At 52.4% G+C, this 13310-nt stretch carries 11 protein-coding genes; 7 read left to right on the top strand and 4 right to left on the bottom strand.

Annotated features, from left to right (window positions below):
- The first annotated feature begins 197 nt into the window (after window positions 1-197).
- The gene (locus tag BWI97_RS02790; RefSeq protein WP_146010857.1) at window positions 198-1703 is read left to right on the top strand and encodes a hypothetical protein; all 1506 of its coding nucleotides are present in this window, start codon (window positions 198-200) and stop codon (window positions 1701-1703) included.
- Between the two features lie 3 nt (window positions 1704-1706).
- On the opposite strand, the gene BWI97_RS02785 is transcribed toward BWI97_RS02790, so the two are convergent.
- The 3 genes from BWI97_RS02785 to BWI97_RS02775 all read right to left on the bottom strand — a co-directional run bounded on the left by BWI97_RS02785 (window position 1707) and on the right by BWI97_RS02775 (window position 5796).
- Window positions 1707-2672 (bottom strand): alpha/beta hydrolase, encoded by a 966-nt coding sequence (locus BWI97_RS02785; protein WP_094808906.1) that lies wholly within the window; start codon window positions 2670-2672, stop codon window positions 1707-1709.
- A 4-nt stretch (window positions 2673-2676) separates the two neighbouring features.
- A complete protein-coding gene (locus tag BWI97_RS02780; RefSeq protein WP_094808905.1) occupies window positions 2677-3396 on the bottom strand; it encodes a class I SAM-dependent methyltransferase in 720 nt (239 codons plus the stop codon).
- Window positions 3397-3495: 99 nt separating this feature from the next.
- The gene (locus BWI97_RS02775; RefSeq protein ID WP_102199956.1) at window positions 3496-5796 is read right to left on the bottom strand and encodes a c-type cytochrome; all 2301 of its coding nucleotides are present in this window, start codon (window positions 5794-5796) and stop codon (window positions 3496-3498) included.
- A gap of 295 nt (window positions 5797-6091) precedes the next feature.
- On the opposite strand from BWI97_RS02775, the gene BWI97_RS02770 reads away from it, so the two are divergent.
- The 6 genes from BWI97_RS02770 to BWI97_RS02745 all read left to right on the top strand — a co-directional run bounded on the left by BWI97_RS02770 (window position 6092) and on the right by BWI97_RS02745 (window position 12250).
- Window positions 6092-6631 (top strand): RNA polymerase sigma-70 factor, encoded by a 540-nt coding sequence (locus BWI97_RS02770; protein WP_102199955.1) that lies wholly within the window; start codon window positions 6092-6094, stop codon window positions 6629-6631.
- 84 nt (window positions 6632-6715) lie between these two features.
- The gene (locus BWI97_RS02765) at window positions 6716-7318 is read left to right on the top strand and encodes a hypothetical protein (protein ID WP_102199954.1); all 603 of its coding nucleotides are present in this window, start codon (window positions 6716-6718) and stop codon (window positions 7316-7318) included.
- 9 nt (window positions 7319-7327) lie between these two features.
- A complete protein-coding gene (locus BWI97_RS27340; protein WP_146010856.1) occupies window positions 7328-7924 on the top strand; it encodes a hypothetical protein in 597 nt (198 codons plus the stop codon).
- The gene (locus BWI97_RS02755) at window positions 7813-8544 is read left to right on the top strand and encodes a DUF4374 domain-containing protein (RefSeq protein WP_102199952.1); all 732 of its coding nucleotides are present in this window, start codon (window positions 7813-7815) and stop codon (window positions 8542-8544) included. The genes BWI97_RS27340 and BWI97_RS02755 overlap by 112 nt, the downstream gene beginning before the upstream one ends.
- A gap of 107 nt (window positions 8545-8651) precedes the next feature.
- Window positions 8652-10997: a TonB-dependent receptor gene (locus BWI97_RS02750; RefSeq protein WP_102199951.1), complete on the top strand. Its 2346-nt coding sequence runs from the start codon at window positions 8652-8654 to the stop codon at window positions 10995-10997.
- A gap of 29 nt (window positions 10998-11026) precedes the next feature.
- Window positions 11027-12250 (top strand): DUF4374 domain-containing protein, encoded by a 1224-nt coding sequence (locus BWI97_RS02745; protein WP_094808900.1) that lies wholly within the window; start codon window positions 11027-11029, stop codon window positions 12248-12250.
- An 82-nt stretch (window positions 12251-12332) separates the two neighbouring features.
- Here BWI97_RS02745 and BWI97_RS02740 read toward each other — a convergent pair whose 3' ends face one another.
- Window positions 12333-13292 carry a hypothetical protein gene (locus BWI97_RS02740; RefSeq protein ID WP_094808899.1) on the bottom strand — a complete coding sequence of 320 codons (960 nt, stop codon included), beginning with the start codon at window positions 13290-13292 and terminating at the stop codon, window positions 12333-12335.
- Window positions 13293-13310: the final 18 nt, after the last annotated feature.

Here is a 13310-nt window from a genome sequence, read left to right as displayed (position 1 = left end):
ATGCTTTTAACGGACATTCGTGGAAGCAGGACTATTCCTTGAAAATCCGGCAAAAACAAGAAGATCGATGAACAAATCAGCAAAAGAAGAATCATTTTTGCGGGACTTCTGGAAGGCTATTTTTCCGCTCTGATTTTCCTTTTCCGTAACCAAAACGCTAAATCCGGCGTTTTTTCAGTTTAGTAGATATGCTTCTGATGAAAAACTACCTTTTCATGGCCCTGGCCTTTACGATGGCTGTAGCCGCCTGGTTTTGGTTCGACCGCCCCGAAGGATCGCCCCGCCTGCTTTCCGGAACATCGACGACTACGCTGGCTTCGCCCAAGGAAATCAATCGGCTTACGCTCACGGCTCCGGTCGGACGGGCGGCCCTCAACCAGATTCCTGCCTATCAGCTACCCAAGGGAGCGATCAATACGATCTCAACTGATTTTGACTTCAACGTACAGGCCGAACAGGTAAAAAAGGGAGCGATCAACTACGTACACCTGACGATGCTGGCCGATTTGCACGGCGGTTTTCATCATCCCCAGTGGAATCAGCGGGGTATTCAGCCTGGTCGGCTTAAACCTATTCTGGCGGCGTATAACCTTCCGAAAACAACGGGCGTCTACCGCATGATGTACTCCAATGTCTTTCCGGGCAACTGGATGGATTCGCCACAGGTTGCCCAACGGTACCAGGAAGTATATAACGCGGTGAGAGGGTACGCCATCGACTTTCCCATGGAAGTAGGCTGGGGCGATCATCCGATTCTGCTTGATCTGGATCTGGAAGAAGGCCCATATACGTACCTCGGCGTCAAAACCCTCTGCCGGGCCATCCGGGAAGTCAAAGACAAATACCCTAACGTTTCGTTTCAGGTCTACTGTTCTTCGCACAATTCGCTCTGTAATGAAGCCGGCGGCTCGGAGCAGAACCCGAGCGGGAAGCTGGCTAATATGCAGCGGTACCTAATGTTTAAAGAAGCGGGTGTTACGGTTTTTCCCGGTACACTCCCCTATTTCCATTTACCGTACTATTTCTGGAATGATCCTTCACACGAGCCCAGTGTTATTGGGCCGGGGAAACTCTACGCTTCCCATGCGGATTATGCCAGCAAAAGCCTTCACCCGATTCAGAAAAAACTGGAATGGACGGACGCCTATTTCCAGACCCTACCCGCGGGCCATCGTCCGCAGAATATCGAATGGATCATGTCCGTGTACGAAGGTGGCAACGATGGCACCGGAGCCTGGCCCGCCGTTGGTAGCTGGATTCTGGAAAGTATGTCGCTCTGGGGATACGTCACGGGTTCGTATCGCTACGGGGGCGGGTTGTACAACTGGACGGACAGTCGCAAGCGTACCATCGGTCAGGACTACATCGAAGCGGGCAAATGGCGATCGTTCCAGTTCAATCGCTTCTGGAATGACCCCAATACGCAATACAACCTGTTACTGGAATTCTCAATCGACAACGGTAAAACCTGGCAAACCGACAAGCGGCCCGGTACGCAACTCCTGGCCGAGAACCAGGACCCTCGCCCCTACATCCGGGGTGCTATCTCCAAGGGCGAACTGCTGGTGGTAGCCACCGCCGGACAACCCATTCACTTGGGTACGGGCAGCCAGTCCGTGCTGGTTCGTTATCAGGGTACCCAGTTTCCGATGACGCTCAAAAGTCAGACGGTACACGCGGCCACCGTATCGGTTAACGATTAATTTTCAACGATTCAGGAAGTTACGCACAGTCCGCTCCCAACGATCGGTTTCGTGGCGGCAAAACGACTGGTGGCCCGATTCCTGGTAAATCACCAGTTGTTTCTGGTCCGAAGCCAGATTACGGAAAATCCGGTTCGTTTCATCCCGCGATACCCGAGGGTCACTGCGACCCCATTGGAGCAATACGGGCATCGTTAGCTTCCGGGCATATTCGGCGGGCTGGTACTCCCAAGCCTTTAGGTTGCGTTCCAGTCCGCCGTAAAAGAGCAGCAGATTCGCCAAGGGTTGTTCGGGTAAATGCAGGGAACGCAGGCGACCTTTCACGGCATCTTCCAGAGAAGCAAAGGGGCACTCTAGAATGACTTTCGTCGGCTGTAGATTAAACTCCGGTATGGCTTTCAATATCGTGGCGGCTCCCATCGACATCCCCCAAAAGATGATCCGTTGTTCGCCTTTGGCCTGTACCCAATCATAGACCGTTTTGACATCGCTGGTTTCGTGGTAGCCGATCGTACATACGTTCCCATCCGACTGTCCGTGAGCCCGGAAATCAAACAGAGCAACGGCGTATCCCAGTCGTCGAAAGTACGTCGCCTCGGCGAGTACGCGGGATTTCGCAGAGCCGTGCCCGTGCCAGAGAATCACCGTTCCTTTCGAGGCTTCTTCCGCCGGGCTGTACCACCCCACCAGCGTTTGATTACGTTCGTTTTTAAGTCGGATGGTCTGGTACGGCCAATCGGGCGTTTCGTTGACTGAACGTTTGGGAAAACGGAAACCAAAGAGGGCCTGCGATAGCTTTTCGCCCCTGGTCATCCGCTCCGGACGACGAAACTGAGCTTCGTGAGCTTCGTAAAAGTACGTAAACCGATAGGCATGAAAAGCCATCAGTACATTGATAATTAGAAAAATAACTAATATAACTCCACCCAGCCATCGTAGAAGCTGGACTTTAAACCGTTTTGTTGTCATGCACTTAACTGAGTGGCTTTTGCCATTCCATCATCATAAAATAAGGTACGCGGCTGTAATGCTCTACTTTCGCCGGATCGCCACCGTAGGGCCTGGGCTCAGAAAAATGCCGTAACTGCAAGCCCTGTTCGAGTAGCAGGGTCATGTAGGTACTCAGCGGTCGGTGGTAGTTCTGAATGCGAATGCCCCGCCAGCTCACCCAGGCGGCCCGTTCCTCCAGGTAACGGTCAATTCCGTACTTAAGTTGTCCCGTCGGGTCGGGTATCCAGCTCGTTTCGACGCCTGCCGTATTAAAGCTGGTCAGGTTAGCAATCAGCAGGCTTCCGCCGGGCATCAGAACGCGACTCATCTCCGCAATGGCCCGTCGAATATCGGGAATATCAATCAGCGTTAAATAACTTACGACCAGATCAAACGAGGCGTCTGGAAACGGTAGTGCTTCGGCTTTGCCCAAGTGATATTCACCCGCCGGATCGCGATGCCGAGCCTGTTTCAGTAAGGTTTCAGTTGGGTCGATGCCAACCGTTTGAAGTCCGATTTCCTGCATCATCCGGCAAAAACGCCCTTCGCCACAACCCACATCCAAAGCCCGCCGAAAGGGACGAACCCGATCAAGCATCGGCCGATCCAATACGTACTGGCGACCATAATCACCGGTTTCTCCCATGTCGGCAATCCAGGCTGCCGCGGAAGCTTCCCAGCCGTTCGTTTCTTCGATAGTCATACACGCCATTCATTAGTAAGTTGAACCATGGCTTTAAACGCCTACGTCCCTTCACTACCGAAACGTAGCAAAGGGACGCAGGATTTGAACACAAAGGAATTACTGTTGACCCTGTAATTCTTTAATCGTGAATGCTTTTTCGCGTTTCACCAGGCTTTTCCGTACCTGATCTACTTCGCCAGTCGTCACCCCTTCGGCATTGTTTTGCCAGGATTTCCGAATGAAACTCAGTAGCTCAGCCACATCCCCACTCGATAGCGAAGGATCATACCCAATACCGGGCATATCGGCATTGATTTCGGGGGCCGTGTATAGGTGATTGTTCACCGATACGGGGCCAGTCAGACCATACAGTACAATGGAAATCAGGTGATCTTTCCGACCCGTTACCCACTCCGATTTGTTGAGCGGGGGAGCCAGCGAAGCCACGCCGTTCCCGTCTTTTCCGTGACAGGTCTGGCAAATGGTATTGAAAAGGTTTGCTCCCTTCGGATACTGTCGGGCTAGCAGGGCCGGATCGCGGTTGGTACGGGTGCTGGCAGCATTCTTCAGGGCCACTTTCAGGCTTCGATACACGGCCAGATTGGAATCCGGTACACTCGCTCGGAGTCGATCCTGAAATTCCGCTTCGTTATTCGCCAACGTACTCACCACGGCCGCTGCCAGGTAACGATCGCGGGGCCGTTTTTGTAGTATTTTTTCCGCCAATGCATCGGCAGCCGGAGCGTTAAAGCGACGCAGGGAGCCGCTCAAAAAAGCCAGGTACGGGTAAGCCAGCGTATCGTTCGTTCTTTTTTCGAGTTCGGCCGCGTACAATTGCCAGTTGCTGGCTGATAGTTGCGAAGGAATCACGCCTAGCCCCTGCCGACGAATCGGCCAGGAAGAATCCCGCAGGCAAAGCAGTACGTCCTGCGTCGACAAGGCTCCTAAGCCTTCCAGCGTCCACAGGGCGTGCACCCGGGCCAGTTCCTGCGTGCCTTCCGTCAGGAGTTGTCGCAGCCGGGGGACCATTGTCGTGTATTTGCCATCAATCAGGGCTTGCTGAGCGTAATCCCGCAACCAGCCGTTCGGACTTTCCAATAAAGCTACCAGTTGCTCGGGTTGCTGCGGCAAGGGCCGTTGGGCGGCTGTGTACGGCTTTTGTTTGGAAACGATGCGATAAATCCGGCCGCAATTCAAGGGTTGCGTAAGTTGCCGTTTGGCAATTTGTCCTTTCAGATACGTAGTCAGGTAGGTTTTGTGCTGAATGATACCCCGGTACATGTCGATCAGATACAGGGCTCCGTCCGGACCGTTGTTCAAACTTACCGGCCGGAAGCGTTCGTCCGTACTGGCTAAAAATTCGCGTTTTTGATACGCCTGCTTGGCTACCAGCACATTCCCCTGCTCCTGCACCAGATTCCGTTTCACTAAATTGGCCGAAGGTTCAGCGACGAATACGTTGGAAGCATACGCGGCCGGAAACTGTTCGCCCCGGTACACGACGGGTCCGCAGGCCGCCGTGAAACTACGCAGCCGCAAACTATCGTCGAGCGTTTCTTTCATGTACCCCCGGTTTACGCCCGGCGTGGCGTGCAATGGGTACACGCGGTTATCCGTAGTAATATTGACGTTGAAGCCCGCTACGTCGTTGCGTTGATTGGCGTTTCCGGCTCCAAAACCCGGTAAGTAATAATCGGCGATAACATTCTGGGAGTTGTGATTATAGTACAAACGGCCCGCATTATCCTGAGCTATCCCCCACTGCCCCCGGTAATGCGTTTTTTCGATGAGCCATTTATCGCCGACTTTGCGATACCGTTTGTCCGATTTGGCATTGTAAATCCAGTTGTCCAACGCTCGTACCAGCCCATTGGCTTGGTGTTCGACGTTCCCCCCCTTGGCATACGTTGAATCCACCAGGGTTTTCTTCCCCGGTTTATCGTTTTTGATGTCGTAATGCCACAGGTACGGCGGCTCGGCTACGAGGATGCCGTTTTCGATGAAACAGATGGCCCGGGGCAGAATGAGCGAATCTATAAATACCTTTTTACGATCCATCAGGCCATCCTGATTGGTATCTTCGAGAATGACAATTTTACCGGTGGGAGCTTCTTCATTCGAACCTAGCGTATCATTCATATACCCCGGCATTTCCACCACCCAGATGCGTCCTTTGGCGTCGAAACTCAGGGCAACCGGAGCTTCAACGAGTGGTTCAGCCGCTACCAGCTGTACCTCAAAGCCATCCTCGATGGTCATGTATTTCAGGGCTTCCTGAGCGGGTACTACCGCTACCGCATCGGTACGGACGTTTTTTTCTTCAGCGGTCCGGGTTTGTGCCGCTGGGGGCTGACTGGTTTTGCAGTACCATAAGATGCTGGCCAGCAGGAGTAGTATGACGGGGACTTTTAATTTCATAGCAAGGTCTAGAGTATAGGCATATTCTAGATAATGACCCATAAAATTAACGCATTCCCGTATTTCTTTCCTAGGGAGTTTCAAGTATTCTCAGTAACAGCGGTGGATAATCCATTTTTTCACGGATAAAGCTGGTTTTGATTCATCCGTGAGGGTTCATTGCGTGAAGCTTGCTTGTCTGATACTTCCGGTTCTCTCCACCACCCCTCCATTATTAACCTAATGACTATTTGGAATCATTATAAATAAAACTCTATATTTGCCCCATCCTGTTCGGAAGCGAATCGATTGCCCTATGTCTACTCTGTCCCCGGCTTCAAGCCCTACGCGAATTACTGAAGATTCCTTCAAGGAAATCTATCAGTTGTATTGGCGAAAGGTCTATGCGGTCTGTTACCATTCCGTCGGCGATCCGGAACTGGTAAAGGAAATGGTGCAGGATATTTTCAAATCGCTTTGGGAGCGTAAAAACGAACTTGAGATTACACAGTCCGTTGAAAAATACCTGGTTCGCTCAGCCAAGCTGAAGGTGTTCGAACACTTTCGCAACGAAAAAATTCATGAGCAACATCTCCAGCACCTAGGTTCCCGGCAAGTGCAGGCCCAGAACTATACCGAGCACGAAGTATTGGCCCAGAGTTTATCGGAACGGCTCGCCGCCCTTATCGAACGGCTGCCCGCCCAGTGCCAGCGGGTATTCCGGATGAGCCGGGAACAGGGCCTTACCAACAAAGAAATTGCCTCTCATCTCCTGATCTCGGAACGGGCCGTGGAGCACCACATCTCCAAAGCCCTCTTTTCCCTGAAAACGAACTTACCCGAATACGCCCTCTGATTTTTTCATCCGACTGGTACTGCGGTAAGACCTCTGATATGCTACTTTTACCGAAAAGAACCCTGGCTTTCGCTAAAAGCTATCATGAAGGTTACGAAGGAACTCCTTGAAAAATACCACCGTGGACACTGTACGCCCGAGGAAAAGACAGCCGTAGAAAACTGGCTGCTGGATGACTCGGACGTGGATGATTCGTTCCCCGTTTTCGTGGACGAAGCAACCATCCAGCAGGAAATGTGGGCGGAAATTCAGCAGGAGTTGCCTTCGGCGAAACCGCGTCGGCTTTCCCGGTGGTCGCTGCCTGGCTCCGTCGCGGCCGCGTGCGTGGTGGTACTGGGTCTGGGCTGGTTGCTGTATCGCCCGCACACGCCAGCTACCCCTCAGTTACAGGAAATTTCGGGCCGGGACTATACCCTGGCGGCGGGTCCCGAAAGCAAGGTCCAGGTCACGAAGGCGGGCATTATTAACTTCTGCGGTCTCTTAGAGATTCAGCCGAAAAAAGACGTGCAGCTTTCGTTTATCGAGCAATCGCCCGAACATTTTTCTTTCCAGAAAGGGGAAACGTACTTTGCTTTTTACACCTGCCAGAGAGCCGATCACGAAAAGATACTGGTCATTAAAGAAAAATCGCTCCAGAGCCTTCCGCCCGTCGCCAAACGGCAACTGATGGATGAATGGGGTATTTGAAGTAGCTGTATGCACCTGAGGTTTTTACTTGTTTTCTGGAGTCTGCTTGGTCTGATCGGCTGCCACCAATCCCACCCGGAAGGAACGTACGGAATTTATGTCATGAGGTCCGGGGATGCCCGGGAATACATCGTCCGTACGGATCAGTTGGATTCCGGTCATATTGATCCCCTCAGCAAAGGCGTTCCGGTCCCGATTCCCCAGCTTTGGGCGGAGCTGATCGAGCGGGATGGCAATTACTACCACATGAACCGGAAGAGCGGCTATCTGGTCCGCCATCGGCTGATTGATCAGCACTTTACGGCTCAGGATTCTGTGGCACTGCCTGAGATGTCCTTCATTGAAAACTACAACTGGCTCACGCCGGATTCGCTTTTCCTGATTTCATATAATCGTAAAATTTCCAAATTGCAGTACGCCCGCGTCGATGTCCGTACGATGCAGGCCCAAACGGGGAAATTACCCCTATCCCTGCCTTTTGGGCCTTACATTCCATGTCGGTGGGATTCAGTCACTTTCGGGGTTCCGAGCTCTTCGTTGGCTATACGTATCACACGGTATCCGGTCGCCCCGGTCAGTATACCACCAGCGATACGCTTTACGTGAGTACGCTGGCGTATCCTTCGATGCGGCTCATCCGTACGCAGAAAGACACGAAATCGACGTATCCGGGAAGCATCAATACGGAGCAGCCCAGTACGTTCGCTGACGAAAAGGGAGACTTTTATTTTCTGGCCTGTCCGGGCTTTGCGTTAGGCAATCACCCCCAGAAACCAACGGCTATCTACCGAATCAAAGCGGGCGAAGCGAACCTCGACTCTACGTACTTTTTCAATATTTCAGCCTCCGCTATTCACAATCACGCGTATGGGCTCTGGTACATTGGAAAAGGTCAGGCGATTGTGCGGAGTGAACGCCAGGAGCTTTTCAAAACCATGGAAGACCATTATCAGGTACCGCATCTGGAATTTTACGTGGTAGACCTGAATCAAAAAACGACGCGTAAACTGGCTCTACCCCTGGACAAAGGCAGTGCCCGTAGCTGCGTACTCGTGGATCGGGGGTTGGTATACATTTCTGTCAATGCCGGACCTGACGACAATTACATCTGGGTCTATAATCCAAACGATCAGAGCCTGAAGAAAGGGCTGAAAATCGAAGGCCCCGTGGATTACCTCTTACGGCTCGAAAAACTGAAGGAAGCGTCCGGCCAAACGTCTGACTAAGGCTGCCGCGTTTCACGGACCGCATTTTATTTCTCTCCCAGCTTCGGTATAGTCGGGTTTATGCAACTAGGAGATGAGAAGGCGTTGTTTCCCCTTCTCGTTTCCCCATGCAAGCGTCTATCTCTACCTCTTTCTTCCTTCTTTTCTTCCTAACTCTCCGGTCGTTGGCCCAACCGACCGTTTCGGGTACGGTTCTTTCCGAAGACAAGCTGCCCCTCGTGGGGATCAGCATTCGCGTAAAAGGTTCTGCCCTCGGGACCACCACGGATACGACGGGGGCCTTTCAGCTTCGGGTAAACCGGACGGAATTGCTGACGATTACGGCTTCGGGGGTGGGTTTTCTTCCGCAATCCAAGGAAGTTCGGGCCGGACAATCCGTTGCGTTCATTCTCAAAGCCGATTCCCGCACGATGAACGAAGTCGTCGTAACGGGCAAAACCGAGAACCAGCAGGTCAAGGAACAGGCTTTCGCCGTCAACGCCATCGAAACCCGCCTGTTTGCCAATACCAACGTGGATATGAACCAGGTACTCAACCGCACAACGGGCGTTCGGGTACGCGAGCAGGGCGGTCTGGGTTCGGATTTCAACTTCTCCATCAATGGTTTATCGGGGAAGGCTGTCCGGTTTTTCATTGACGGTATTCCGCTGGAAGTCATGGGCAGTTCGCTCACGCTGAATACCATTCCCGTCAATCTGGCCGAGCGTATCGAAGTCTACAAAGGCGTCGTGCCGGTATCACTGGGCTCGGATGCGATGGGCGGAGCCGTGAACCTCATCACCAATCAGCAGATCCGTAACTACCTGGATGCCAGCTACAGTTACAGCTCCTTCAACACGCATCGGGCGGCTCTTACGGCCCAGTACATTCACCCCCAAACGGGCCTCACGCTACGGGCCAATGCCTTCTACAATTACTCCGACAACAATTACATCATGCGGGGCATCGAAATCTGGGATGCCGACCGGGAAGTCTACGTTAGGAAAGACCTGCGTCGTTTTCACGATACGTTTCAGTCGGCCATGGGACAACTGGAAGTCGGAGTGAACAATAAAAAGTGGGCCGACGTCTTCTTTGTGGGAGCTTCGTATAACACGTCGGCTCAGGATATTCAGACGGGAACCCGGCAGGAGGTTGTATACGGAGCAGCGACCCGCCACGGCGATGCCTGGAATACGTCGGTTCGGTACCGAAAAAACAACTTTCTGGTCCAGGGTTTGGACGTAAACGCCTTTCTGTCACGTTCCGTGGATAATTACGTAGTGGTCGATACGGCGGGTTATCAATACGCCTGGGACGGTTCGCGGGTGAAGACCAATCAGGCAGAAATTGGCTATGGCCGTTCCCTGAATCGGGTGATCCGACCCAAAACCTTCGGACGGGTCAATGCGAGTTATGCCCTGACGGATCAGCATTCGATCAACGTCAACTACACCTTCGATCACGTTAAAAACAAAATGTATAACGAGTTGGTGGAGGACGGAGACGCCAGTCCAGGTGTACTCGGAAAACACCTACTGGGACTCGCCTATCAGCAAAATCTGCTCGATCAGCGGTGGATGACGACGTATTTCGGCAAATATTATGGCATGTCCATTGCTCAAGATCGGGCATTGGATACATCCGGCGAAACGTCCAGCGTACAGGATTTCATTCACCGGTTGGGCTACGGTATTGCCTCGCGGTTCCGGATTTCGGAATCAATCGGCGTGAAAGCTTCGTACGAACGCTCGTACCGCCTGCAGGAAGTGGGTGAAATGTTCGGAAACGGTTACACGATCATTGCCAATCTGGATCTGAAGCCGGAGGCCAGTCATAACGTGAACGTGGGAGCTTTTCTGAATAAACGCGTGCAGAAGCATCACTTTTTTGCCGAAGCCTCCTGGTTTTTCCGCGATGCCAGCGATTTCATTTACGCCGTTGTCTATCAATCCAACCGGGCCGTAAGCCGCTACGCCAATACGTCCAAAGTACGCGTGAACGGACTGGAAGCCGAGTTTCGCTACGATTACGACCACCTGCTGAGTATCATGGTGAATGGCAGCTACCAGAACGCCATCAACACGACCAAATACGCACCGGGCTCCACGGGTACGCCCGAGGCTACGTACCTCAACAAAATTCCCAATCAACCCTGGGCCTTCGGTAATGCGGACATCAGCCTCGGGAAAAACAATTTACTGGGCAAAAACACCCGACTTCAACTGAACTGGGGGGCTCAGTACGTCCACTGGTTTTACCTGAGTTGGGAAGCCTTCGGTACCAAGGCCAGCCTCAACCGGATTCCGACCCAGTTCATCCAGAACGCCTCCCTCACCTACTCCCGCGAAAACGGGAAGTACAACATTTCCTTCGAGAGCCGGAATCTGGCAAACGCTCTGGCCTACGACAATTTCCGGCTGCAGAAACCGGGTCGGGCCTTTGGGGTGAAGCTCCGCTATTTCATTCAATAACTCCTTTCGTTCCTAATCCATTTTTACGTATGCGTTTGTTTCACAAAACTCTTTCGTCCCTTTTGCTGCTGACGGCCCTGGCGGGTTTCCAATCCTGTAGCAAAGACAGTCCCGCTGAAGAGCCCGCCAACGATCAGGCTCCCGACTACGCCGTGTGGCTTCAAGTGGGTAGCTGGCCCAATACCTTCCAGTACGTAGTCGGTACCAATTCCCTCCAAACGGGCGTGCTTAGCCTGTCCGGCAATGGCGTGGAAGTAACGGGCAAGGCCGATTACGGCATCATTCCCCACGGTGGCTTTTACTATTACCCCAGTACCAGTTCGAACAACGGAAAATTTTCGAAATTCAAGTTTGAAAACAACCAGCTGACGGCCGTGAAGGAAGTGCCCTTTACCTACCAAAAGAACGTCAGCAGCTACACCTGGGTGGATGACAATACGCTGGTGCTGATTGGCGTAAATGGCGACAGCAACAAGATTTTATACTCGGTGGTCAATGCCACGACGCTGGCGATCACGAACGGCGAACTGAGCGTACCCGCCAGCCCAACCGGGTTTCCCTACCTGAGCATTGGTACGACGGAGTATACGAAGGGCAAACTGTTTGTAGGATTTATGTATACAGGCAACTGGCCCGCGGCCTACCGCCAGGTTAATGTAGGCGTATTCGATTATCCGGCCATGACGCTTTCCAAAGTGGTACAGGATGACAAAACTACCGGAGCGGGCGGGATCAGCATGTGGGAACCGGCTTCGTTCGTAACCAGCAGCGGCGATCTGTATCACCTGGCTACGCCGGGTTCGTCGCGAAGCAGTATGAAACTGCCCTCGGTATTGTACCGTATCAAAAACGGCACGACCGAGTTTGATGCCAGCTTTAAAATCAATCTGAGTGATGCACTGGGCGGCTCGGTGTTTGCGATGTGGAATATCGGCAATGGCGAAGCCGTAGTGAAGTACGAAGATCCCAAGATCGCAGCCAGTGGTTCAAAATCCAGCCACATCTACGGTTTTGCCATCGTCAATCTGAGTACCGGAGCGGTTACGAAAAAGCTCAGCGACATTCCCTACGACAATTCCGAAACCCTCGAAAGCGTAACGATTGATAACGGCAAAGCCTATATCCTGTCCAACGCCGAAACGGGTAAGGATTACGTGTGGGAATACGATCCGGCCACGGGTAAAACCACGCCCGGTTTGGAACTACAGGGCGGGTACAACTACATGCTGCGGGTAGACAAACTCAAAAATTAAGTCTTCGCGACAGTCAGGATTAAATACCGAGAAGGTCCCGTATACGTGAGTTATACGGGACCTTCTCAGTTTCCATACGCTTCTATTTTAACTCCTTAAGCCAAACCTGGGCGAAATCCCGGACGGCCATTGCGGGTTCCTGTCCCATCCGGAATACCGTTTTCCAGGTGCTGGACTTACTACGATAGTCGGGATTTTCGAACTCCAGTCGGGAGCCCTTTTTGATGAGTCTGGCGTTAAAGTCCACACTTTCGATGAGGGTAATGCATTCCCGTAATCGTTCCTTCAGAGCAAGCTTCGGATTGGCATGGGCTTTGTATTCAGCAAGGCGTTTCTGATAATCGGCGGCTTTCTCCTTTGCTTCTTCCTCATCCTCCACCATTCGGGCATTTCCTTCCTTGATCTGCTGGTTCATCCATTGGGTATAGTAGGCCAGGTACTGTTTCTTGAATTCTGCGGGATTGGTAATCGCCTGTAACTTTTTAAGCTGGGTCAGCTCGGCAGCCCCTTTGGTTTTTGTCTCTCCTTCAGCTCCGTTCAATCCTTCTACCAGGCCTTCAATCTGGGTTTTCAGCACCATCCGTAACATCGAAGGTTCCATTTGAGCCATCGCCTGCGTCGATTGACGGACCATCTCATCGTACGATCCGCCCAGTGCCTCCGTCTGTTCGCTCATTTGCTGACGAGCGTTTTGATCCGACTGGAGCCGTTGCGTTTGATCCGTACTCACGTCATACTTTTCCTGCATGTACTGATCGTATCGCTTGCGGAAATCTTCCGTTTCGGTATAGGCCCTTACAATTCGGCCCAGAGCTTTAACCGCCTCCACCTTGGCGGGAGCCGACAGGGCTTTCGCCCACTGCTTGCCTTCGTAGGGCACGTAGGGTACACTCAGCCCATCGGACGTGACGGCATCCATACTGATTTCCTGAATATTTTCAGTTTTTAACCGCAGATCGGCGAGGATGTCGGCCGTACGGGCGGCTATCCAGAAGCCCGCCGTAGCGAGTAAAAGGGTTAAAGCAAAACGTTTTTGTATCATGGTTGATCGGTTGAAAAT

It is taken from the genome of Siphonobacter sp. BAB-5405, from assembly GCF_002872335.1.
In the GTDB taxonomy this organism is placed as follows: domain Bacteria; phylum Bacteroidota; class Bacteroidia; order Cytophagales; family Spirosomataceae; genus Siphonobacter.
Note: the sequence above shows the minus strand (reverse complement) of the source record. Positions and strands in the feature narration are given on the sequence as shown.

Excerpts from the sequence above, each read along its gene's own strand:
- BWI97_RS02790 (WP_146010857.1), top strand. The coding sequence starts at position 198 with ATGAAAAACTACCTTTTCATGGCCCTGGCCTTTACGATGGCTGTAGCC.
- BWI97_RS02785 (WP_094808906.1), bottom strand. The coding sequence starts at position 2,672 with ATGACAACAAAACGGTTTAAAGTCCAGCTTCTACGATGGCTGGGTGGA.
- BWI97_RS02780 (WP_094808905.1), bottom strand. The coding sequence starts at position 3,396 with ATGACTATCGAAGAAACGAACGGCTGGGAAGCTTCCGCGGCAGCCTGG.
- BWI97_RS02775 (WP_102199956.1), bottom strand. The coding sequence starts at position 5,796 with ATGAAATTAAAAGTCCCCGTCATACTACTCCTGCTGGCCAGCATCTTA.
- BWI97_RS02770 (WP_102199955.1), top strand. The coding sequence starts at position 6,092 with ATGTCTACTCTGTCCCCGGCTTCAAGCCCTACGCGAATTACTGAAGAT.
- BWI97_RS02765 (WP_102199954.1), top strand. The coding sequence starts at position 6,716 with ATGAAGGTTACGAAGGAACTCCTTGAAAAATACCACCGTGGACACTGT.
- BWI97_RS27340 (WP_146010856.1), top strand. The coding sequence starts at position 7,328 with ATGCACCTGAGGTTTTTACTTGTTTTCTGGAGTCTGCTTGGTCTGATC.
- BWI97_RS02755 (WP_102199952.1), top strand. The coding sequence starts at position 7,813 with ATGTCGGTGGGATTCAGTCACTTTCGGGGTTCCGAGCTCTTCGTTGGC.
- BWI97_RS02750 (WP_102199951.1), top strand. The coding sequence starts at position 8,652 with ATGCAAGCGTCTATCTCTACCTCTTTCTTCCTTCTTTTCTTCCTAACT.
- BWI97_RS02745 (WP_094808900.1), top strand. The coding sequence starts at position 11,027 with ATGCGTTTGTTTCACAAAACTCTTTCGTCCCTTTTGCTGCTGACGGCC.
- BWI97_RS02740 (WP_094808899.1), bottom strand. The coding sequence starts at position 13,292 with ATGATACAAAAACGTTTTGCTTTAACCCTTTTACTCGCTACGGCGGGC.